We start from the raw sequence: 21871 nt of genomic DNA, 5'->3' as shown, positions 1-21871 counted from the left end.
TATCGATATTGTTTTGCGGTTTTTTTCTCTCTTCCTTTCTCCTTTTCCTTCTGTTCTCGCTCATCGTCATCCGACTTTTTTAAAGTAAAAAAGCGGAACTTAGTACCTATTGGCCACATCCGCCTTTTACGGAAATTAATTATTCCAAAGTAGCTTTTACCTCTCCACAGGTCATCATCGCTTCTCCATAATATGGGTTTCGAATCTCCTTTTCCAGGCTTAGCCAATTGGCTCCCTTATTGCTATCTGCCATCGGGCAAAAGCTGTTGTACACTTTTTGATTGACTCCAAAAAGCTGAACACCGCTGATCAAGTGGGCCGATAGATGTTTAAAGTGGTCCCTTTGCTCCTTGATCTCAGAAGTGCTGGCCATTGCATTGGACGATGCTTTGAGCTCTTTTTGAATGGTCATCCAATGATCATGGGCCTCTTTGTCTTTTAGCAACTTCATATCGACTTTGGCCAAACTTTCTTCCATTTGTTTTGCTTCTTTTTGTGCGGCCGCGCCATCATCATTTACCAAAGCATCCTTAACATCTATATAGGCTTCGAAAACCTGCTTCAACTGACCTTGAAACTCACTTGATACTTCAATCCTTTTTTTCATCTTAGAATGGTCGGTGCCCGTACTTGTTGAGGGTTCCATTTTATCTCCTTCCTGCATACCCAAATGACCCTCATGCCCGGTCATGGTTTTGCCTCCCTCTGCGTTCATCATCGATTTTTTACCCTGTAACTGTGCGGCCGCATCAACGGTAAATGTTCCGTTGGTCACAATTTGATCCCCCTTTTCAAGCCCGCTAATTATTGTATAGGTATCGCCATTGGTACTTCCAAGGGCAACTTCGCGCATTTCAAAGACAGGCTCATTGGGATTGGTCTTTACATAAACCACCGATCGTTCCCCTGTCCACATTACGGCACTGGCCGGTATGATAACGGTATTCTCCATCTGCATTTCGGCAGCATTGATCGTACCTTCCACGAACATACCCGGCTTCAAGAGATTATCCTTATTGTTAAGTATTGCCCTTACCATGACCGTTCTTGTAGAAGAATTAAGTAACGGGTCTACAAAGGATATTTTTGCCGTAAATTCTTCATTGGGATAGGCATTCGTCGTTATCTTGACCTCCTGACCCTCCTTCAACGATGCTATCTGATTTTCATAGGCATCGAATACCGCCCAAACGGAATTTAAGTTGGCAATTTTGTACAAAGGCTGCCCTTGTTTTACATAATCTCCTTCTTCAACCATGATATCGGTAATCGTTCCTGAAACTGTGGCATAGACTGGAAAGTTTTCCTGCACTTTGCCCACTTCTTCTATCTTATCTATTTGATTGTCAGAAAGCTTCCATAATTTTAATTTATTGCGAACGGCATTGTATAATGCCGGTTGCGATTCCTTCATGGATGCGGCCGTCAACAGCTCTTGTTGTGCGCTTACCAATTCTGGGGAATAGATGGTTGCCAAAAGTTTGCCCTTGGCAACGTTCTCTCCGGTATAATTCACATTTAGCCGTTCAATGCGACCCGCAAAATATGTAGCTTGGGTAGCATTGGCTTCTTCGTTCTCGCGAATCTTTCCTGAGAGTTTAAGTGAACTCCCATCCGAACCACCTGTACCAACGGTAGAGGTGCGTATATTGGCCAAGGCCAAGGCGTTGTCCGTCATTTTTATTTCATTGGCACTAAGCCCCGTCTCTCCGGTTTCAGCAGGAATGAGATCCATACCGCAGATTGGGCAGTCTCCCGGTTCGGGTTGCATAATCTGTGGGTGCATGGAGCAGGTCCACATCTGATTCTCGGATTCTCCGGAATGGTCATGGCTATCGGACATATCCGAAAGATCTTTTATAGCCGATTGATCGGCCTCAGCGTTTGAGAAAATAAAATATCCCCCCAATAAACCGACCGCTAAGGCGGCTACTACAATGTAAATGATGTTCTTGTTCATGATATTGAAGATTGAAATGTTATTGTTTCTTAAAAATTTATACGGATTCACTAATAGTTTTCAAAACCAGTACAATGAGCGTATGTACTATAAAAAGTATGATAATGCCCGCTAAAATATAGGCGCCTTCCTTTTCAAATGGCACTTTTCTAATCTCGCCGTTCGGGTTTTTTTCTTCCATAAATTACGTCTCCATTCATTAAATTACTTTCTAAATCTGTTTTTTTATCTTTCGAATAGATGGCGATGATATATACCATAGGACAAAGCCGCTCAACACGGTTATTAGTCCCAAAAGCGAAAATGACCTTAACAAAAGGGTGTTGAAATTATCTCTTGTGTCATAGTCCATGGTATGGGTCATCCACAGAAAGTCGAACCAGCGCCAATCTCTATGCCGCACCGTTTGAAACGCCCCATTTTCGACAGCCACATAAGCCTTTAAATTTTTTGGTGTTTCATACGAAATCTCATAAGCCGGTAGGGGACGTCCTCGATATTCGTGGTGGTCTCCGACTTCTTCTATCCTTTTTATTGCGGCTATTTTAAGCTCTGGAAGTATATATCTTTGTGCTACCTCTCGGGCTTCTTCTTTAGTGATACCGTCCTTTTCCTCTCCTGTTTTGGCATTATAAAGCTTTGCTTCGTTTATCCAATAGTAAGGTTCTTTTGCTATTTCCAATAATTCCAGCGTTTGGATGGGTTGCTTACTATTTAATTGGCCTGTACCCAATAAATCTGAAAAAGCCGTCTGTTTTGGCTTCTGGTTTTTGAACTGGTCGCCGTGTATCTCATCAATATCCGTCCAGCTAAAATACATACCGCTAATCGTCCACATCAGGAACTGAATACCCAAAAAGATACCCAAGTAACGGTGGGCTTTTCGAATCCATTTTGCTGTTTTGCTGTTGACCATATTTGTTTTATTCTATATCCGAATTTTAGTTCACTAAAAATTTTACAATAAGTCCCCCAGCGAGCCATATATAACAGATGAAGGCTGCATATTTTAAAACACTTTCCAACAATGGACTCTTGGGTGCCATCTCGCTCATTGAATGTTCTACATCTTTTTTCTTGAAAAAACCCAGATAAACGAGATAGGCTGAAATGATGAGAAAAGCAACGTTCAAGAAAAAGGTATAATCAATCTTGAAAAATTCGCTATCCTGAATCTTCACCTGTGATGAATCTGGTAGTATATTCAATGCATCAAACCCATAATGCAGCGTCAATGCCGTACCAATTAATGCTGTAAACAATAAAAACGTGATAAACAATGACATTTTCCAACCATAATACTTTGCATTGATTCTCAGTACTGGAAAAACCACCAAATCACTAAAAATAAAGGCCATTACGCCAGCAAAACTCACGCCTTTTCCAAAGAGCAAGGCAGCTAACGGAATGTTGCCCATTGAGCCAATAAAAGTCAAAAATGCGGCGACTGGCCCAACAACGATATGTTCCAGAATTTCCAGAAATGTGAAATCTGTATTACCCTGACCGCTATTGATAAATAAGGTCTTAAAGAACGAATCTGGCACAAAAGCCGCTGTTATACCTGCAATGGTAAAACCTACGGTTACATCCTTCCAGACCATTTGCCATTCCATCTTATATTTTTTGGCAACGCGCGCCCAACTGTCTTCGTTCTTGATTTGTTTCTTCCAATCTTTGGAACCGTCCATCTCATCATCATCTTCATTTTCGAGATTTTTTCGTGCTTTCTCAATTAGTTTTTTAGGATTGATGAGTCGTATCAGAATCCACGAAATACCAATCAAGAGAATACCACCTACATATTCGCCCACCACGAACTGCCATCCTAAGAATATGGAAATAATAATCCCCAATTCTATGACGAGATTGGTCGATGCCAACAGAAAGGCAATGGAAGACACAAAACTTGCCCCTTTCTTAAAAATAGATTTTGTACCTGCCAAAGCCGAAAAACTGCACGAGCTACTTATAAAGCCGAAAAACGTGCCCAAAAGCACACTTTTGCCTTCATTTTCGCCCATTGTTTTTTGCATCCGCTTTTCGGTCACGAAAATCTGTATCATACTACTGATGATATAACCCAAAATGAATGCCCAAAGCGCCATCCAGAAAAATCCGGTGGTCGTATAGGCGGCTTCGCCCCATTGTTTTAAAAATTCGTTCACGGTTTAAACTGTATTAGTTTTTTATTCGTTGATGATACACGTGTTTTTAATTTCTTTATCATTGAGCTTTGGTTGACCATATCTTGCTATTTTACTTTGAATGGAATTACTACTTTAAATTTTTCCCAAGCTAATGTTATGTCACCTTCCGTATCACTAATTTTATTGATATTATATTCTAAGTGTTCCTTCAGGCTATCCGCAATAATCGGTGTCACCTTAAATCGTATTACATCATCTTTTTCGTCATATTCATCCTTTCCGTGCTGGTTCCAATTGGAATTTAAAATGATGGTCCATTCTTCTTTTGAAGGAATGGTAAAAAATCCATATTTACCTGCTTTCAGTTCCTTACCATCTATTTCTAAATTCGTATCTGTCTCTATCCACGTAGCCATATGTGCCCCAGCTTGCCAGACTTGGTCATACGCCAGCAAACCACCAAAAATCATCCTGTCCCTAACCCCTGGCGATGAATAATCAATATGGATGTGCGCATTACCAATGGTCGCCATTGCAAAGGTGTGGGGGCTTAACACTTTTTTTGGCGGTTGTTCTATGGTTGTTTCTTTCGACTGTTCCGGCAATGGCTCGGTTTTCTTCTCTTTACAACTGATAATAAGAAGAAGACCGAACACTATACTAATTGAAATATATCTACTCATCGGTTGTTACTTAGTATTTCTTGAAGATGAATGGGTTTTTATTATTTTCCATTTTCCATCTATTTTTTTAAGGATTGAGGTTGCTACCCCTTTTTTCTTTATGGTCCGGCTATTTCCCTTGTCGTCCGGATTGAGGACAATGGTATATACGTATGTTTCGGTAGTAAAGGCATAGGGTACATCTACCTTTACATCGATTTCATAATCTGAAAATTCAAATTTTTCAAAGTGACCCAATTCCGGTCCTAAATGATGTTCTATATAGTGGCTGTACGTACCCTCGACGCCTCCCGATTCAAAAACCTCGGAATCCTCGGTAAATAATTCGAAAGTACCATCGGTCGTTAGGTTTTGTAGGGCATCCTTATAGCTTTTCATTACTGTAAGCACTGCTTCTTTTTCTGTTTTTGCATCTTGTCCAAATAGTGGGCTCGTCGCTATTATGAGCAACATTACCACCGTAGTTAATTTTAGTGTTTTCATACTTTTAGTTTTTAAAGGTTATTTATTTACTCGAATTCTATTCACATTTGCGATACCAAAGACCAGGACGAAAAACCGCAGTGCCACTTCAAGCGCCACCAGGATTTTCGCGGGTAAGGAAATTGGGACTATATCACCATATCCTACTGATGAGAATGTTATCAAACTGAAATAGGATAAATCAAAAAATACCGACAGTCCATCATTGCCAATACTGTTGTTCATTTTAAAATGAATAGCATCCACAAACTGCAACGCTGTGTAATCTATTGCAAACGAGAAAACTATCAACACAATCAGGTATCCGAACAACACCAGTACGTGGCTCAATAGATGGCTCTGACCAATTATCTTCATTAGTTGGTTAAAGGACAAGGCTATAATGAATCCTATCTTTAGTAATGTTAAGGCCAGTAGGATAATCATAGCATAAGACCCTTCCATAGTAGGTAGCGCATACAGTTCGATTACTGAAGCAATAAGCAGCACCAATAGAACATACTTTGAGCTGTTGAAAAGCTGCCCATAAAACGCCCTTGTGGTTTCTATGTCTTTTTCTTTATCCATTCTTATTTGTTATCTGTAAAAATCTCATCATAGGTCTTTGTTTCGTTCTCATTTTTTCTTCTCAAGAAGCGCATCCACACTCAAGTCATGCTTGTCATTAACCTTTATAAATGTAAAACTGGGGCGTTCTAAATTATAATCGGTAATCAACAAGGACCAAGAAGCTTTTAACTGAATTGTTTCTTCTGAAACAAGTTTCAACTCAATAGGAATTGTTATTTCCCGTGTAACTCCCGCAAGGGTAAAATCGCCCATTGCGCTGAGCGTTTGTGCCGCTTTTTCGTCAAAATCAAAATCGTCTTTAAGCTTTCCTTCAAAAACGACATTGGGATTTTTTTCCGCTTTTACCAACTCGTACATATGTCCATCCCGTTTTTCATTGTCTGTCTTTATGGATTTTACAGGTACCGAAAAGTTCAACGCACCGTCCTTAAAATCAATGGTGCCCTGTAAATCATCAGATTTACCGATATAGGAATTAAGGGGCATTTTTGCCTTAAAGGATGCGCTTCCTTCCTTTAGTACAAAGTTTTGGGCGTTAATAGCCACGTTGCCAGAAAACAACAGTATTATTAAAAAATACATTGCATTTTTATCCATTGCTTTTTATTTTTCGACCATTCAATCCGTTTGAATATAACTCTTGGTATGTTTTTGTCCCGTTTTCATTGATTCGGCGGACAATGAACTTCTTGTCGATACCTTTTCTACTTTCAAGCCCCATTGATTTTAGCAGCTCCTTAAAAGCTTCCATGGTGTTTTTATGGTAGTTGGCTACTTTGGTCTTTTTATCTTCTACTACCAATGATGCGACCCTTGAAGGTTCCATTGTGGTGATTCCCGTAGGGCAGGTATCCAGATTGCATTTTAAGGATTGTACGCAGCCCAAGGCAAACATCATCCCTCTGGCACTATAGCAAGCATCGGCACCAAGTGCCAACATTCTATAGATATCAAAAGCTGAAATTATTTTTCCTGCCGCCATTACTTTTATTTCATCTCGCAATCCATACTTTTTAAGAATGCCGTTTGCAAAATGTACGGCTTTAATTATTGGCATTCCAGCCCAATGTAGCGATTCCATATGTGCAGCACCGGAACCACCTTCTGCGCCGTCAATGGCTACAAAATCTGGATAGTTTTGCTTTTCAGCAAAAGTGCGAACCATTCGTTCGAATTCGTCTTTCTGTCCGATGCACATTTTAATCCCTATGGGTTTTCCTCCAGACAGCTTTCTTAAATTTTGTACAAAGGCAATCATTTCCAAATCAGTACTAAATTCAGCGTGAGTTGGTGGCGATAGAATTTCGGTTCCTTTTTCTACGTCCCTGTACTTTGCGATTTCCTCGGTATTTTTTTTGGCAGGAAGAATGGCACCAAAACCGGGTTTTGCACCTTGTGAGACTTTTATCTCAATCATTTTGACCACCTCATTGGATGCGATTTCCGCAAATTTTTTAGGGTCAAAATTTCCTTCTGCATCTCGGCATCCAAAATATCCAGTGCCAAATTGAAAAATAACATCGGCTCCATATTCCTGATGGTAGGGCGTAAATCCACCTTCGCCAGTATTTTGGGCAAAGCCTGCGATTTTTGCACCGCCATTAAAAGCAAGGGTCGCATTTTTACTTATGGAACCATAGCTCATCCCTGCCAGATTTAGGATGCTTGCCGAATAGTGTTTTGAGCATTTTGAACTCCCTATGGTAACCCTAAAATCATCTTTGATTTCCTTTGCAGGATACGTGGAATGGGTAAACCATTCGCGACCAACTTCGTTATACGGAATCTGCGTTCCAAAGGGTTGGTTTTTGACTACGTCTGCGGCACGTTTATAAACAATTTCTTTCTGTATCCAATTGAAAGGTTTTCCCTCTGTTCTATTCAATAAAACCGTTTCTTGAACGACGTGACGTTGTTTTTCCAATAGATTGGTAATTCTTCCCAGCAAAGGATAGGTGCGTCTTATATTATTGGATTTTTGAAAATAGTCCTTAGTGCCGAGAAGCATAAAAGGTGCGATCAACAGCGCAAGCCACCATAAATGAGGCTTCCACATTATAAGTCCTGCAAGTACCACTAGCAGCGTTATCGACGATATTAAAAATATTCTTCTCATGCTTTATTTTTTAATGCGAATGGCTTTCTTCCTCTGGCGTTTCAGTTTCCAAATACTGGCCCTGTGGGCCAACGCCCTGAATATAAACGAGCTGAGCGCCATAATGTCCTGCTTGTGAAACGGAGAACGCCGAAAAGGCCATAACAAGGAGAACGGCTATTTCAAAACCTCGATTCAGTTTTATCCAAAAAAGGCTGATAACCTTCAATACTGCGGCCAGAGCGCTCGACCAAATGGTCCAATCTGCATATTTATCATGGTTATCCAATACTTTTTGGGCTATATCCGTAAGGCCATGGGTATGCGGGTGTACAAAAGTTCCCGCTACGTAGGCCCCAATAAAACCAGTACCAATAAGAAACAAGATAACCCAGTCCAAGTTCCTTTTAAGGACGAACAGCTGAATACCTTGGAGCAATGCCGCAAACAAAAGGAGTACGATAGGAAAATGCACCACCAACGGATGTAAATTGTCGAATTCATCCAAAGCCACCTCCTCCTTGTTTATGGGCTTTTCAGCGTGGATTTCGGTATGTTGCTGTAGTTTTTCGGACAATTCAAGAGCATAAAAGGTTCCCAAACTATTCGCCGAATATCCCGAATTGTTCCCAATGGACTCAGGGGCACTTGCATGAAGCGACATTAGGCTTAAAAGCAGTACTAAAAATGAAACTGTTTTTTTCATAATCAATCGTTTTTATGATGAACTATTCATAATCTGTAAAATAAGCGCACCTATAACAATAGTGCCTATAATGATGTAAATGGTATAGTTGAACCACTTTTTCCAACCTTGTTTCCCTGACTTTTCCGGGCCATTTTTACAACAATCTTTCATTTCAATCCTAATTCTGTTTATTGTGCCTGTCAAGGGAAGGGCGTTAAACACTAAATCAACCAAATTTCCCTTCCCATAACAGGACTTTTTCTTCATTAAAAAAATCAGGGCGGTCAGGAACTACACTAAATAACTAACCAATAAAAACACATTCCCGACCGACCCAGATTTACTTTTCCAAATTCACTTCGTTTATAAAGTTTTTTCCAATCACAAAAATTAAATAGGGCAACACGGCAAATTGTAATAGTGGCGACAGTCCCACATTAACCCATGGTACAATAGGCATTGCCTCTGCATAAGCCCAATCGCCACGTGAGGTATGCCAAATTTCTCCCAAAATTGCACCAGCACTTCCGATAAAAATCAACGGGAATATTTTATTGATACCCATTGACCTTGTCCAAAAGACATTTTTATATACCAAACCAAATCCGAAAAGCAGGATAAGCACCATCAACATATCAGCTACAGATGCGAGGGCACAAAACGATATATGTTGCCAATCGTATTCAAAACCTTCATAGAGCGGACCTTGCGCCAGCTCCCAGATAAAATTGAACGAAAACGCTATTACTGCAATACCGATGATATAGTTGTTATAATTTTTTTTGTCCCGTACCTGTTTGGCAAAATAGAGATATAGCAGAACGACCGAGGTCAGCACAATGGTTGGTACTACAAAAATGTCAAGGCTTAATGCTTCCATTTAGGTTTTGCTTACGTTAAATCTTTTTTTGCATTTTATTTTTTTAATACTCATAAAGCTGTACTCAGCAACATTCAACTATTAATACCTGAAAAGGGTAAGCATTTTAAACACTAACCATTAACTATATTCAACCTCCCCAATCAGGTTTTACTTCTCTATTACGGCCGTCACTTTTCCGCAGCTGAGCATTTTTGCCCCATAATACGGGTTGCGGATGTCTTTAATGGCGGATAACCAATACGCACCCCCGTTCAAGGCCATAGGGCAGAAATCCTTATAGATTTTCCCCGATGTAACAGTTCCTTTCAACAAGGTTTCTATTTCATTGCTCAAATCGGAAAAAGCCTTTCGCTGTCTCTCTAAATTGTCGGTAGCAGCGATTTTTTGCGAGGCCGATAATGCCGCATCGGAACCCTCGACTTTTTCAAGTGCTTCGTTCAACATTACCGCTCCCTTTTGGGCATCGCCCGAATTGGAACCGACCAAGTCATTTTTAATGTGCTCGTAATGTTCGTAGGCATTGGCGATGTTCTTGTCGTTAAATTCCAACTCGACCACTTTCATCTCCATCTTGCTATGGTCATGGTTCAGTTCTATTTTGTGCTGTGCGTAGCCCATTGTAGTCCCCAACATGAGCAGGGTTACTACACCATGTTTTAAATTCTTCATTTGTTGAATTTTTAGTTTATAAACTGTCCTTTAATTTTGAAACCCAATCGAGAACGGTTTTCCTCTTGTCCTCCGAAAGTTTTGCTTCCCTATGAATTAGTGTATAAGACCAAAGGGGCATTTCTCCATTTTCTATCTGACTTATGATCGATTTTAACTTGCTATTCTTTCTTCTGTTTGAATAATCGGCCCATTCGTTAAAATTCAATTCTTCCTTGCCATGGGTAACATGATCCTCCAAAAACCAGGCAACGGGTTGCACTTTGTTGTACCAAGGATAATCCGTGTTGTTGCTATGGCAATCGTAGCAAGAGGTCTTGATGATGTTCTCCACTTGTTTCGGCACATCGTTTACCAGCATAAAATCAGTTTTTGGTATTGTGTCGCTTTGGTTTCGGGAAGTGGAAAAAAACTGTATCCCCACAAACCCGACCAAAAGCACAAGCACTATGATTTTTACACTTTTCTTCACTTAGTTGATTTCCTTTTGTACACTACCGCAGCTCATCATTTTTGCGCCGTAATACGGATTTTTTATTTCCTTGGTAGCACTCAACCATTGCGCTCCTTTGTTGTTATTGTACATGGGGCAATAGGCCTGATAAAGTGTTCGATCTGAACCTGTGATCGCCAAAAGGTCAATGACATCTTTGCTCAAGACATCAAAATGTTCACGCTGGTGCCCGATGTCACTTTTCGCGATATGTTCTGCATGTTCGGTGGCATCTTCAATAATGTCTTTCAACTCATCTTGCTGTTCATCACTGAATTTGCTCGTATCGAGGTTCTTTAGGCTGCCTTCAAGCTTTTCCCCTGCCTTTGCGGCCCCATCTTTGTCATCGGACACAAGAGCATTCTTTAGGTCTAGGTAATTGGCAATAAGTGTTGTTGATTTTGATGCGTGCTGTGCGTTGCCCATCATTTTATCCGACGATTCCATATCGCCATGATCCATTTTGCTATGGTCTTCTTCCATTGCGCCATCCATATGACTATTGTCATCCATTTGTTCCGAATGGTGGCCGTCTTCGTCGTTGTGCTCTTTTTTAGCGTCTTTACATGAAGTAGCCGTAAGGGCTACCAATGCAATTGCCATAATACTTGTTGTTACTTTTGATTTTCTCATGATTATTGATTTTGATGTTAATTATAGTTTTACGTTTTGCTGCTCAATAGTGTCGAGCAATTTTTTCAAGATATTCTTTGTATTTTTCGCCACCTCCATTATTTCTTTTTTCTTAGCGGAAGACCAAGTGATATCGGTATTTTCTATCGACACTTCGATAATCGTGTTATGTTCCACTTCCTTAATGGTTACGTTGCACGGAAAAAGAACGCTCATTTGAACATCCTTTGAGATTAGGTTTAATGCAGTTTCTTTTTCACATACCATTAGAATGAGGTGCCGAGGTATCTTTTCCATATCTGAACTCAGATACTCTCGCACGTCAAATTCGGCAATAAGGTCAAGACCTAACTTTTTCAAGCCATTTTTTACGTTTTGTACGGTTTCCTCAAATGTCAAACTACCATACCTCCGCGTAATGCAATACGGGGTGCTCTGACTTTCTGAATAATCTTGTTGCGAGACCTGTTTGTTTTTACCCTTACTATTTTCCATTGTTCCGCTTCTAAAGTTTATCGATTACATTTTCCAATTTGGCGGTAATATCACTTGCGATTTCGGCCAATATTTCATTGTCGACGGCTTGCATCGACGCCATTGGGTTTACCGCCGCCACCTCTACATTCCCTTTCGATACTTCCTGCACGATTACATTGCAAGGCAACATAGTACCTATCTTATCTTCGGCTTCCAGTGCCTTATGGGCATAGGGCGGATTACAAGCACCAAGTATTCTGTATTTTTTGAAGTCCACGTCCAGTTTCTTCTTCAAGGTTTCCTTGACATCGATTTCGGTCAGGATGCCAAAACCTTCGTTTTTCAGTTCTTCCGTTACCCTCTCGATTACCTTTTCAAAGTCTTCGTTAAGGGTCTTGTTGAAATAATATTCCATCGTTTTAATTTTTAGAGTTAATAGTTCGTTTTTGTTCTTCGTATTCTTCTTTGGATATTTCGCCCTTGGCGAACCGGTTGTCGAGTGTTTTCATAGGGTCCTCGATATTTCTAGGGCCTCTCCTATTTTTTCCATTAAACAGGAAAAAAACCAACACCAAAATGACCGGTATCAATACCCACCACCACATCATCATAATTGTAGAATTTTAATAGTTATTTTCTGTTTTTCAATCCACCTCGGTATTCGAAGGCTTACGCTCCTTTATTTTTCATTTTTTCTTTCATCATTTTCATCATCTCTGGATTTTTTTCCATCATTTTCTGCATCATTTCTTCCATCATATCAGGATTCTCATCCATCATATTTTTCATTCTTTCCTTCATCTCTTTTTTCATCATTTCATTAATATGTATTTTTTCCATCAGCATCTTACGGCCCTTTTCGCTTTCCATCATCTTATCGAGAATTTTGGACTCCATCTTTTTCTTCATTTCTGGGTTCTTCTCCATCATCTTCTGCATATGGGACTGCATTTTTTCCTTCATCTCAGGGTTTTTATCCATCACCATTTTCATATCCCCAGATTCCATCTGCTCCATATGAGCCTTCATTAGCATCTTTTTGGATTCTTCATTTTTTCTTGCCTCACTGATGAAGTTGGTAAATTGTACAGGGTTAGAAATAATTTCTTGATAGATGGCATTTCTGTTTTCATCCACCCGCATGGTCTCGGCAGCATTGAAAGTTGATTTACAGCCTACCATCGTTGCTACTAATCCGATTGTCATTAAAATCATTTTTGTTTTCATCTTTTCATTTTTCAGGTTAATCAATCATTTGTTTTTTCTACTTTTTCATTGTTGCCATTTCTTTTTAAAAACCATTTTTCCCCGGTAAAAACGAGTATTATAAGCACGGCCGCTACAACCACCACCAACAGATCACTGGATATTTTGATCCATAAAAAAGCTCCCAGAACAATAAGATCAAGTATAATAGCGGTACCGATTATTGCAGCATTCGCTTGTATTTCTTTTCGTAGGTTTTTCAAAACACCCCAATGGATTCCAATATCCATGACCAAATAGAGTATGGCCCCTAAAGATGCAATTCTTGTCAAATCAAAAAGAACGGTCAATGCAATTGCCGAGACTACGGTATAGACAAGCATATGCTTTTGTATGCCTCCTGGCATTCCAAAATGGTTATGGGGAATCAAATCCATGTCAGTCAACATAGCCGTCATTCTTGAAACGGCAAAAACACTGGCAATAACCCCTGAAATTGTGGCAACGATGGCTATACCTACCGTAAACCAAAGCCCGTACTTGCCAAAGGCAGGTTTGGAGGCCTCCGCCAAGGAATAGTCCTTGGCCCGTATGATTTCTTCTATCGAAAGGTTGGAGGAAACCGCAAAAGCGACCAAAAGGTAGATAAGGGTACAAATGGCCAGTGAAATAATGATGGCCCTACCGACATTCTTGTTGGGATTCACAATTTCCCCACCGCTATTGGTTATGGTCGTAAAGCCTTTGTAGGCTAAAATCGACAATGCCAAAGCCCCAAGATAACTGGAGACCGGATATTCGGATAAACTGCTGGACGGGACTACTTCAGAAAAGGAGAATCCCGCAGCCCACAAACCACCTATCGCAAAAATGGAAATACCCCCTATTTTCAGGATGGCCATTACCAACGAAGATTTGCCGATGACGTTATTCCCCGAAATATTGATTAAGAAAGCCGTAATCAACAGTACAACCCCTAAAACAGGAACCCATACACTATTGTCGCCAACATCGAACATTTGTAAGGTGTACGAGCCGAAGGTACGGGCGACCAGACTCTCATTGATAACCATGGAAATAGCCATCAACAAAGCCCCGGAAGCAGTCAGTGCCCCTTTACCATAAATCTTTTTCAGATAGGTGGCAATACCCCCAGCTGATGGATAGGCATTTGATAATTTAATATAAGAATAGGCACTAAATCCCGAGATAATGGCACCCACCAAGAACGCAATAGGAAACCACTGGCCCGACAGTTCTGCTACCTGACCTAATAAAGCAAATATTCCGGCACCAATCATCACTCCCGTACCTAACGATACGGCTCCGGTTAAACTCAGGCTATTTTTTTTATATCCTTCCATCAATTAAAATCGTGCTAATAGGCCGCCACCCCAACCGTATCGGTTGTTATAGTTGCCTTGGATTGAAAAATTACGGGAAAGAATGTATGCAACCCCTACCAGCCATTGTGTTTCACTTTCAAATGAGTTGTTATTCCCTAAATCGTTGACCCACCCGAAGTCTGCTCTATATTCGTATTCGCCTTCCAGAAAAATTCTAGGAAAAATCAATAGCTCTCTGTCCAGACGTATTCTCGGACGCAGTTGATGGTCCATACTCACATCTACATTGAACCTGTAAGGCGTAAAATATTTTACACCGACCAATCCTACGGTATTGAACTCATCGTAGGAATCAGGTATTTCGGTTTCGGTGTTAACACCCACATAGAGACGTACCCAATCATTTAGGTATCTATTATAGTTAATTTCAGCTTCAAGGTTTTGGTCATAATCGAACTCTGCTCTTAAACCAAATTCATTGCGAATATTACTTGACGTTAAAAAGAGTTCATTAAAGTTTGAGCCGGCACGAGCCAATCCCCATGAATAATAATGGTCCGTTTCATCGATGAGTTTTTGAACGGGAAAATCCTTCATTCTCTCGTCCCTTGGGGTATCGTAACTGAAAACCCTTGCCATTCCGCCCATCATATGATATAAAATGTGGCAATGAAAGAACCAATCGCCATACTCTTCGTTATAGAACTCTATGACCACTTTCTGCATAGGGGGTACATTTACCGTATGCTTTAATGGGGAACGTTCGCCATTTTCGTTGATGACCCTAAAATAATGCCCGTGCAGGTGCATTGGGTGGTGCATCATCGTAAGGTTGTTGAGCGTAATCCGAGTTACTTCGCCTCCCTTGATTTTTATTTTATCGGTTTCTGAAAGGGGTACGCCGTTCATACTCCATACATAGCGCTGCATATTTCCCGTTAGGTTCAACAGTATGTCGTTTACCGGTAAATCAGCTTTGTAGGTGGTATTCTCCTTTGCCGTTAAAAAGTCGTAGTTGAAATAAGTTTTACGAGTGTCGTAATCAAATGAGGAAGTATCCTTCTGCATCTTGGGCATATTGTGATTCATATGCCCTTTCATTTTATTTGATTCTCCGTTATGGTCCATTGACATCGAGTCCATTCCTGCCCGTCCGGCAGGCGGGTTCATTCCCTTCATACCGTCCATCTTTTTGTCCATCTCCATTTGCATATGATTGTCATTCATATCCATAGGTTTTTGGTCATCCGTTTTCATCTTATCGCCCATTTTGCCTTTATTCATTGACCTCTTATCGTTCATCCCCATATTCATCTGACCGTCTTTCATATCCATCTTCATCCCATACTTCTGCATTAAAACTTCGGGCGTGTTCTTCTTTTTGTTTCCCACCATTGCAGGTGCTCCCATTTTCATATCCATTTTGGCCATTTGCTTCATCATCGCCACTTTGTCCGGTCTGTCAATCGTTTTCGCAGGATAAAGAGTTCCCTTTCCCAAACGCAATGAGGTATGCCCGGAGCCATCTTGTGCCGTTGCCGTAACTTCCAAAGTGCCGTCAGGTATGGTGACGATTACATCATAGGTTTCTGCAACGCCAAATAGAAATCGGCTTTTGGATACGGGTTGCACATCAATACCATCGCCGGAAACCACCATTGGGTTACCCCCGCCAAAATCCATCCAATAATAGGTAGAGGCCGAAGCATTGATAAAGCGAAGCCGCACCTTTTCTCCAGGCTTGAATTCGGGATATTCTGCCAATGTTTTCCCGTTGGTCAGAAATGCCGGATAGTAGATATCGGCAATATCGGCGCCTTCCATACGGTCTCTCCAAAATTTAAGTTGAGCCCCAAAAGCACCTTCTTTGATGACCCTACCCAAGGGAACCGATGTACCTTTTTTGACTTGATACCATTCGTTTCCCCTTTTTAGGTTACGCAGTACGTTCATCGGTTTTTCGTTGGTCCAGTCAGAGAGTACTACAACCAGATCTTTATCATAGTCCAAGGTTTTTTCCTTGGGCTGAATCATAATGGAACCATACACACCTTTCTGTTCTTGTAGCATCGTATGGGAATGGTACCAATATGTACCCGATTGATTGATCGGAATTCTGTATTGGAAAGTGGTTCCTGGCTCAATTGGTGGGGTAGTCAAATAGGGAACCCCATCATAAAAATTGGGGAGTATCAATCCGTGCCAGTGTACCGATGTTTCAACGTTCATTTTATTGGTTACGTTGATGATGGCCAGGTCGCCTTCGGTAAATTCCAAGACTGGTCCGGGAATACCGCCATTGATGGTCATTCCGTTGGCAGTTACCCCTCCAAGCGTTATTTTGTTATTTTCCAAAACAAGATTGTATTCCTTAACGGGTCGCCCTTCTTCCTTTCGATCCTGCCCGTTGGTCCCTACTTGGGCAACACCTGCGCATGAAATGAGAAGTACCAACAACACTGTAATTTTTCTGATCATAATTCTATTTTTTTATTTATACTAGACTATTTTATTAAATTCAATCGATACATCTTGCTCTTATCTATATTGATCTTAGCTCCTTAGATAATTGATAATGGCCGACTGCACATAGTAGCCCTTGATGGATTCGATTCGATTGATTTGAAACCTAAGCTGAAGCTCTTGAATATCGAGCACATCGTTAAAATCAATGGTTCCGGTCTCATAACTTTTGATAAGGATTTCCTCTCCGTCCTTGGCCTGTCCGATATTTTTTGTTTGTGTACTAAACCGGATTCTGGCGGCTATTCTATTATTCACGGCCTCGCTCAAAAGTGTTTCGAGTTTGTTTCTTCGTTCTTGCTTTTGGGCGGTTATTTCCTCCTGCTTTAATTTGTTCTGTTGGGAAATGGATTTGTATTTATTGTTGAATATCGGGATGGATACCGATATCATCGGCATCAAGATGTCCTTTCCGTTATCATCGAAAGACATGTTAGGCCTTTCGGCGACGGGTATGTAATCCAATCCGAAGCCAAGGTCCGGTAACGCTTCTTTTTGGTTCAAGATTTCCGATTGTTCGACCGACTCGTACAACTTGTCATACTTTAAAAGTTCGGGGTGCAGGTCAAGGCTTCCTTCTTCCGTTATCGGGTCTTGTTCGGGTACCGTAAGCCCTTCGTAAACTTCGACTTGGGTTTGTTCGTCCCTATTCAATAGATTGTTGAACAGCGTTTGTTCGGCCAGATACTCCTGTTCCAAAACTTCTTTTTGCTGAACCAGTTCGTTCTGCCGAATCTGCAAGCGCAGCACATCTACTGCGGAGGCATTACCAACTTCTACAGAGGTCAAGGCCAATCGTTCATAGGTTTCCAGCAATTCAATATTCTCGTCCAAAACGCTTTGCTTCGCCCTTATCGAGAATAATCGGTAATAGGACTGAGATACCGACAACGCCAATTTTCTTTTGACGATGACCAGCTCTTCGTATTGGGCATCGGCCAATGAACTTGCATAATTTTCACGGGCGGTAATGGTACCGAACCACGGGATCATCTGTTTTGCCGAGAACCGTGCTTTCTGTGCTCCGGTCCGTGTTTCGGGCTCGCTTACGAAAAGTCCGGCACTTACCTCCGTATTGGGCAAAGTATTGACCTCGTTCACTCTTTCGGAGGCAATATTGTACCGCAGCTCAAAAGCCTGGATTTCCGGATTGTTGAGTTCGGCCTGTTGGATAAGGCTTTCCAGTTCCTGTCCGTTCACAGAAGCGATGGATACTATTCCGATCAATATGTATAGGTATTTCTTCATTTGGACATTCTTTTTAATTGAAACTCGGCCTTCCAACTGTACAACACTGGAACAACAAATAGGGTAATCAAGGCGATAAGCATCCCCCCGAAAGAAGGGATCGCCATCGGAATCATAATATCGCTACCACGGCCGGTGGATGTCAATACCGGAAGCAGTGCCAGAATAGTGGTTGCGGTCGTCATCAAACACGGACGGATACGTTTTTCACCAGCTTCGACAACCGAATCCCTAACGGATACAAGGGAATCGGGCTTGTTTCTATCAAAAGTTTGGGTCAGGTAGGTGGCCATGACCACACCATCATCGGTTGCAATACCAAAGAGCGCAATAAACCCAACCCATACGGCAACACTCAGGTTAATGGTATGCATCTGGAAGAGGTCTCGTAGGTTTTCCCCGAAAAAGTTGAAGTTCAGGAACCAATCCTGACCATAGAACCAAATCATCAGAAAACCTCCGGCAAAGGCAACAGCAATCCCGGTAAACACCATCAATGAGGTACCTACTGAACGGAATTGGAAATAAAGAATCAAGAATATGATGGCCAATGCCAGCGGTACTACGACCGATAGCGTCTTTTCGGCACGTAGTTGGTTTTCATAGGTACCGGTAAACAAATAATTGATGCCCTTGGGAACCACCAATTCTCCATTATCTATTTTTTCTTGTATAAGGGCCTGTGCATTCTCGACCACCTCGACTTCGGCAAAACCGTCCAACTTATCGAACAGTACATAACCCACCAAAAAGGTGTCTTCGCTCTTGATGACCTGTGGTCCCTTTTCATATCGAATGGTAACCAACTCGCTCAAAGGAACCGGGCTTCCCTTGGCAACGGGAACATAAATATTCTCTAAGTCCGCTGGATTCTCTCGCAATTCCCTTGGATACCGTACTCGAACTCCATAACGCTCACGGCCTTCAACAGTTTGGGTAAGCACCATGCCGCCAACCGCTACTTGCAACACGCTTTGCACATCTTCAATGGTAATGCCGTATCGTGCCAAACGCTCCCTGTTGATATCTATAAGCAAATAAGGCTTTCCGACAATTCGATCGGCAAACACGGCTTCATCCTTGACCCCCTCGGCCTCCTTTAAAATGTCCTCCAGCTTGAGGCCAAAGGCTTCTATTTCCTTTAAATCTTGCCCTTTTACCTTGATACCCATGGGCGCACGCATGCCGGTCTGCAACATGACCAAGCGGGTTTCAATAGGTTGCAGTTTGGGCGCGGATGTAACGCCTGGAAGTTTCGTTACACGTACAATCTCGTTCCAAATATCATCGGGGGATTCAATTTCAGGCCGCCAGTTTCTAAAATATTCCCCATCATCGTCGGGAATCAAATCCTTTTGTTTAACAGAGAATGCAGAAACTATGGCAGATTCATCGTAATTTCCTTCATCATCTACAACCATGTTCGGATTGGTCACAAAGGTGCCGTCCCTGAGTTCGAAGAGGCCATCTTCATTGACCTTGAACCGTTGGCGCTCCCTGTTCTCGTTCAACATGTATTCTGGCTTGTACTGGATGACGTTCTCATACATCGACAAGGGCGCCGGATCCAATGCGGATTCGGTTCTACCGGATTTGCCGACTATCGTTGCTATTTCAGGAATACTGGCTACAGCCATATCCAGTTGCTGCAATACCCGTTTGTTCTCTTCGACACCGGCGTGCGGAAGGGAGGTAGGCATCAACAAAAACGAACCTTCGTTCAATGAAGGCATAAACTCCTTGCCCGTATTGCGCATAATCATTACTCCGAATACCACAATGGCGGTGGGTATGGAAAGAAATATCAGCTTATTCCGTAATGCCCAGCGAAGTATCCTTGTATAATAGTTCCGGAATATGGTAAAGAAGCCCAGTAGTCCGAAACATATAAGCGAAACAAAAATCAGGTTCCAAAAAATACTCTTATCAAGACCGAGAGGTCTCCAGTATTCCGCCAAAACAAAAACAATTGCAAAGGCCGAAATAATGATATTGATAAGATTGGCTCGTTCTTCGGAAAGCGAAAATCCAGTGGAAATACGTGATGCCAATTCCGGATTTTTTAGCAAGCCTACGATACCGAAGGCAATCAATATAAATCCTAATAAAAAGCCATAAGCAAGGGCTATAATCCCTAGAAGTATCAATATTCCATTAACGGCGTATCCAGTAGTTTTCTTTATGCTTTTTTTTCTAAATAGAAAGGCCGCAAATGGTGGTATCAAAAATAAGGCTACGATAATGGATGCGGTAAGCGCAAAGGTTTTTGTAAAGGCCAAGGGTCTGAAGAGTTTTCCTTCGGCCCCGATCATCGTAAATACCGGAATAAAACTGATGATGGTGGTCATCACGGCGGTCAATATGGCCCCCGACACCTCTGCGGTGGCATTGTAGACAACGGTATTAATGGGTAGGCCCTCTTCATTTTCGTCCAAATGCCGTATGACGTTTTCCGAGAGTATGACCCCTACATCCACCATGGTTCCAATGGCAATGGCTATACCCGAAAGTGCCACGATGTTTGCATCCACATTGAATAGCTTCATCGCAATAAACACCATAAGCACTGCAACCGGTAACAGTCCCGATATCAGGATGGATGCCCTTAAATTGAAGACCATGATAATGATGACCAAAATGGTAATGAATATTTCCAAGGTCAGGGCCTCGTTGAGGGTTCCGAGCGTTTCTTGAATAAGTTCGGTCCTATCATAAAAAGGAACAATGGTAAGTTGGGATGTTCTGCCATCCTCAAGTACTTTTGAGGGCAGTCCGGCACTTAAATCATTGATTTGGTCTTTGACATTATTGATGACTTCCATGGGATTGGCACCATACCGTGCGACCACTACCCCCCCGACAACTTCTGCTCCTTCCTTATCCAATATGCCGCGCCGTGTGGCCGGTCCGTAGGAAACATTTGCAATGTCCTTTAAGCGAATGGACGTGTAATCCTCAGAGGTAACGACTGCATTCTGTAGATCCTCGATGGACTTCACATACCCAAGCCCGCGAATGAGATATTCGGCCTGGTTGATTTCCAAGGTCTGTGCCCCAATATCACGATTACTTTGTTTTACAGCTTTTACCACCTGCTGTAGCCCAATACCATATTGCTTCATCAGTTCGGGATTCACATCTACCTGATATTCGAGTACATAACCCCCTATAGAGGCCACCTCTGAAACACCGCTTGCCGATGATAGGGCATATTTGACATAAAAATCCTGAATACTTCTAAGCTCCTGTAAATCCCAGCCGCCTGTGACATTTCCTTTCTCATCGCGTCCCTCCAAAGTGTACCAGTAGATTTGTCCAAGTCCTGTGGCATCCGGCCCCAATGCAGGGTTGACCCCGTCGGGCAGTAAACCGCTCGGTAAGGAGTTCAATTTTTCAAGGATTCGACTGCGGCTCCAATAGAACTCGATATCCTCTTCAAATATGATATAGATACTTGAAAATCCGAACATGGAGGAGCTACGGATGGTCCTAACCCCTGGTATTCCCAAGAGTGAGGTTGTCAATGGATAGGTAATTTGATCCTCGATATCTTGTGGGGAACGACCGTCCCATTTGGTAAAAACAATCTGCTGGTTTTCCCCGATGTCAGGTATGGCATCTACGGCAACAGGGTTTCTTGGTAATGAGCCAGTGCTCCACTCGAAAGGGGCGTTTACGGTTCCCCAGCCTACAAAAAGGACTAGGAGCAAAACGGCTACCAATTTATTTTCGATAAGGAATTTGATGCTTTTATTCAGCATGGT

At 41.8% G+C, this 21871-nt stretch carries 22 protein-coding genes; all 22 read right to left on the bottom strand.

Annotated elements, in window-relative coordinates:
- Positions 1-139 precede the first annotated feature (139 nt).
- Positions 140-1960, bottom strand: a complete 1821-nt coding sequence (locus D1013_RS07825; RefSeq protein WP_121848302.1) for an efflux RND transporter periplasmic adaptor subunit — start codon at positions 1958-1960, stop codon at positions 140-142.
- Positions 1961-1997: 37 nt separating this feature from the next.
- Entirely contained in the window at positions 1998-2141 is a 144-nt protein-coding gene (locus D1013_RS20310) for a hypothetical protein (protein ID WP_162987835.1), read from the bottom strand.
- Between the two features lie 30 nt (positions 2142-2171).
- The gene (locus D1013_RS07820; protein WP_121848301.1) at positions 2172-2876 is read right to left on the bottom strand and encodes a PepSY domain-containing protein; all 705 of its coding nucleotides are present in this window, start codon (positions 2874-2876) and stop codon (positions 2172-2174) included.
- Between the two features lie 25 nt (positions 2877-2901).
- Complete coding sequence (locus D1013_RS07815) at positions 2902-4128, bottom strand: permease (protein WP_121848300.1); 1227 nt, start codon at positions 4126-4128, stop codon at positions 2902-2904.
- An 86-nt stretch (positions 4129-4214) separates the two neighbouring features.
- The gene (locus D1013_RS07810; protein ID WP_121848299.1) at positions 4215-4793 is read right to left on the bottom strand and encodes a DUF2911 domain-containing protein; all 579 of its coding nucleotides are present in this window, start codon (positions 4791-4793) and stop codon (positions 4215-4217) included.
- Positions 4794-4799: 6 nt separating this feature from the next.
- Positions 4800-5276 (bottom strand): YybH family protein, encoded by a 477-nt coding sequence (locus tag D1013_RS07805; protein ID WP_121848298.1) that lies wholly within the window; start codon positions 5274-5276, stop codon positions 4800-4802.
- An 18-nt stretch (positions 5277-5294) separates the two neighbouring features.
- Positions 5295-5843, bottom strand: a complete 549-nt coding sequence (locus tag D1013_RS07800; RefSeq protein ID WP_121848297.1) for an ion channel — start codon at positions 5841-5843, stop codon at positions 5295-5297.
- 48 nt (positions 5844-5891) lie between these two features.
- On the bottom strand, positions 5892-6443 hold the full coding sequence (locus D1013_RS07795; protein ID WP_121848296.1) for a YceI family protein: 552 nt from the start codon (positions 6441-6443) through the stop codon (positions 5892-5894).
- A complete protein-coding gene (locus D1013_RS07790) occupies positions 6436-7962 on the bottom strand; it encodes an FMN-binding glutamate synthase family protein (protein WP_121848295.1) in 1527 nt (508 codons plus the stop codon). The genes D1013_RS07795 and D1013_RS07790 overlap by 8 nt, the downstream gene beginning before the upstream one ends.
- A gap of 10 nt (positions 7963-7972) precedes the next feature.
- A complete protein-coding gene (locus D1013_RS07785) occupies positions 7973-8647 on the bottom strand; it encodes a DUF2231 domain-containing protein (protein WP_225621510.1) in 675 nt (224 codons plus the stop codon).
- A gap of 322 nt (positions 8648-8969) precedes the next feature.
- Positions 8970-9509: a hypothetical protein gene (locus tag D1013_RS07775; protein WP_121848293.1), complete on the bottom strand. Its 540-nt coding sequence runs from the start codon at positions 9507-9509 to the stop codon at positions 8970-8972.
- Between the two features lie 150 nt (positions 9510-9659).
- Positions 9660-10181, bottom strand: a complete 522-nt coding sequence (locus tag D1013_RS07770; RefSeq protein ID WP_121848292.1) for a DUF3347 domain-containing protein — start codon at positions 10179-10181, stop codon at positions 9660-9662.
- A gap of 16 nt (positions 10182-10197) precedes the next feature.
- Positions 10198-10653, bottom strand: a complete 456-nt coding sequence (locus D1013_RS07765; RefSeq protein WP_240467932.1) for a heme-binding domain-containing protein — start codon at positions 10651-10653, stop codon at positions 10198-10200.
- Positions 10654-11307 carry a DUF3347 domain-containing protein gene (locus D1013_RS07760; RefSeq protein WP_121848291.1) on the bottom strand — a complete coding sequence of 218 codons (654 nt, stop codon included), beginning with the start codon at positions 11305-11307 and terminating at the stop codon, positions 10654-10656. It lies immediately after the preceding gene.
- Between the two features lie 21 nt (positions 11308-11328).
- On the bottom strand, positions 11329-11802 hold the full coding sequence (locus D1013_RS07755) for a DUF302 domain-containing protein (protein ID WP_121848290.1): 474 nt from the start codon (positions 11800-11802) through the stop codon (positions 11329-11331).
- Positions 11803-11812: 10 nt separating this feature from the next.
- Complete coding sequence (locus D1013_RS07750) at positions 11813-12199, bottom strand: DUF302 domain-containing protein (protein WP_121848289.1); 387 nt, start codon at positions 12197-12199, stop codon at positions 11813-11815.
- A 4-nt stretch (positions 12200-12203) separates the two neighbouring features.
- The gene (locus tag D1013_RS07745; protein WP_121848288.1) at positions 12204-12395 is read right to left on the bottom strand and encodes an SHOCT domain-containing protein; all 192 of its coding nucleotides are present in this window, start codon (positions 12393-12395) and stop codon (positions 12204-12206) included.
- Between the two features lie 58 nt (positions 12396-12453).
- The gene (locus tag D1013_RS07740; RefSeq protein ID WP_225621509.1) at positions 12454-12990 is read right to left on the bottom strand and encodes a hypothetical protein; all 537 of its coding nucleotides are present in this window, start codon (positions 12988-12990) and stop codon (positions 12454-12456) included.
- Positions 12991-13031: 41 nt separating this feature from the next.
- Positions 13032-14354 carry an APC family permease gene (locus D1013_RS07735; RefSeq protein WP_192466561.1) on the bottom strand — a complete coding sequence of 441 codons (1323 nt, stop codon included), beginning with the start codon at positions 14352-14354 and terminating at the stop codon, positions 13032-13034.
- Between the two features lie 3 nt (positions 14355-14357).
- On the bottom strand, positions 14358-16814 hold the full coding sequence (locus tag D1013_RS07730; protein WP_121848286.1) for a multicopper oxidase domain-containing protein: 2457 nt from the start codon (positions 16812-16814) through the stop codon (positions 14358-14360).
- A gap of 75 nt (positions 16815-16889) precedes the next feature.
- Complete coding sequence (locus D1013_RS07725; protein WP_121850657.1) at positions 16890-18107, bottom strand: TolC family protein; 1218 nt, start codon at positions 18105-18107, stop codon at positions 16890-16892.
- Positions 18104-21868 (bottom strand): efflux RND transporter permease subunit, encoded by a 3765-nt coding sequence (locus D1013_RS07720; RefSeq protein ID WP_067033771.1) that lies wholly within the window; start codon positions 21866-21868, stop codon positions 18104-18106. Before D1013_RS07720 ends, D1013_RS07725 begins: the two co-directional genes overlap by 4 nt.
- Between the last annotated feature and the right edge of the window lie 3 nt (positions 21869-21871).

Source organism: Euzebyella marina (assembly GCF_003687485.1).
Classification (GTDB): domain Bacteria; phylum Bacteroidota; class Bacteroidia; order Flavobacteriales; family Flavobacteriaceae; genus Euzebyella; species Euzebyella marina.
This window is presented reverse-complemented; position numbering and strand designations above follow the sequence as displayed.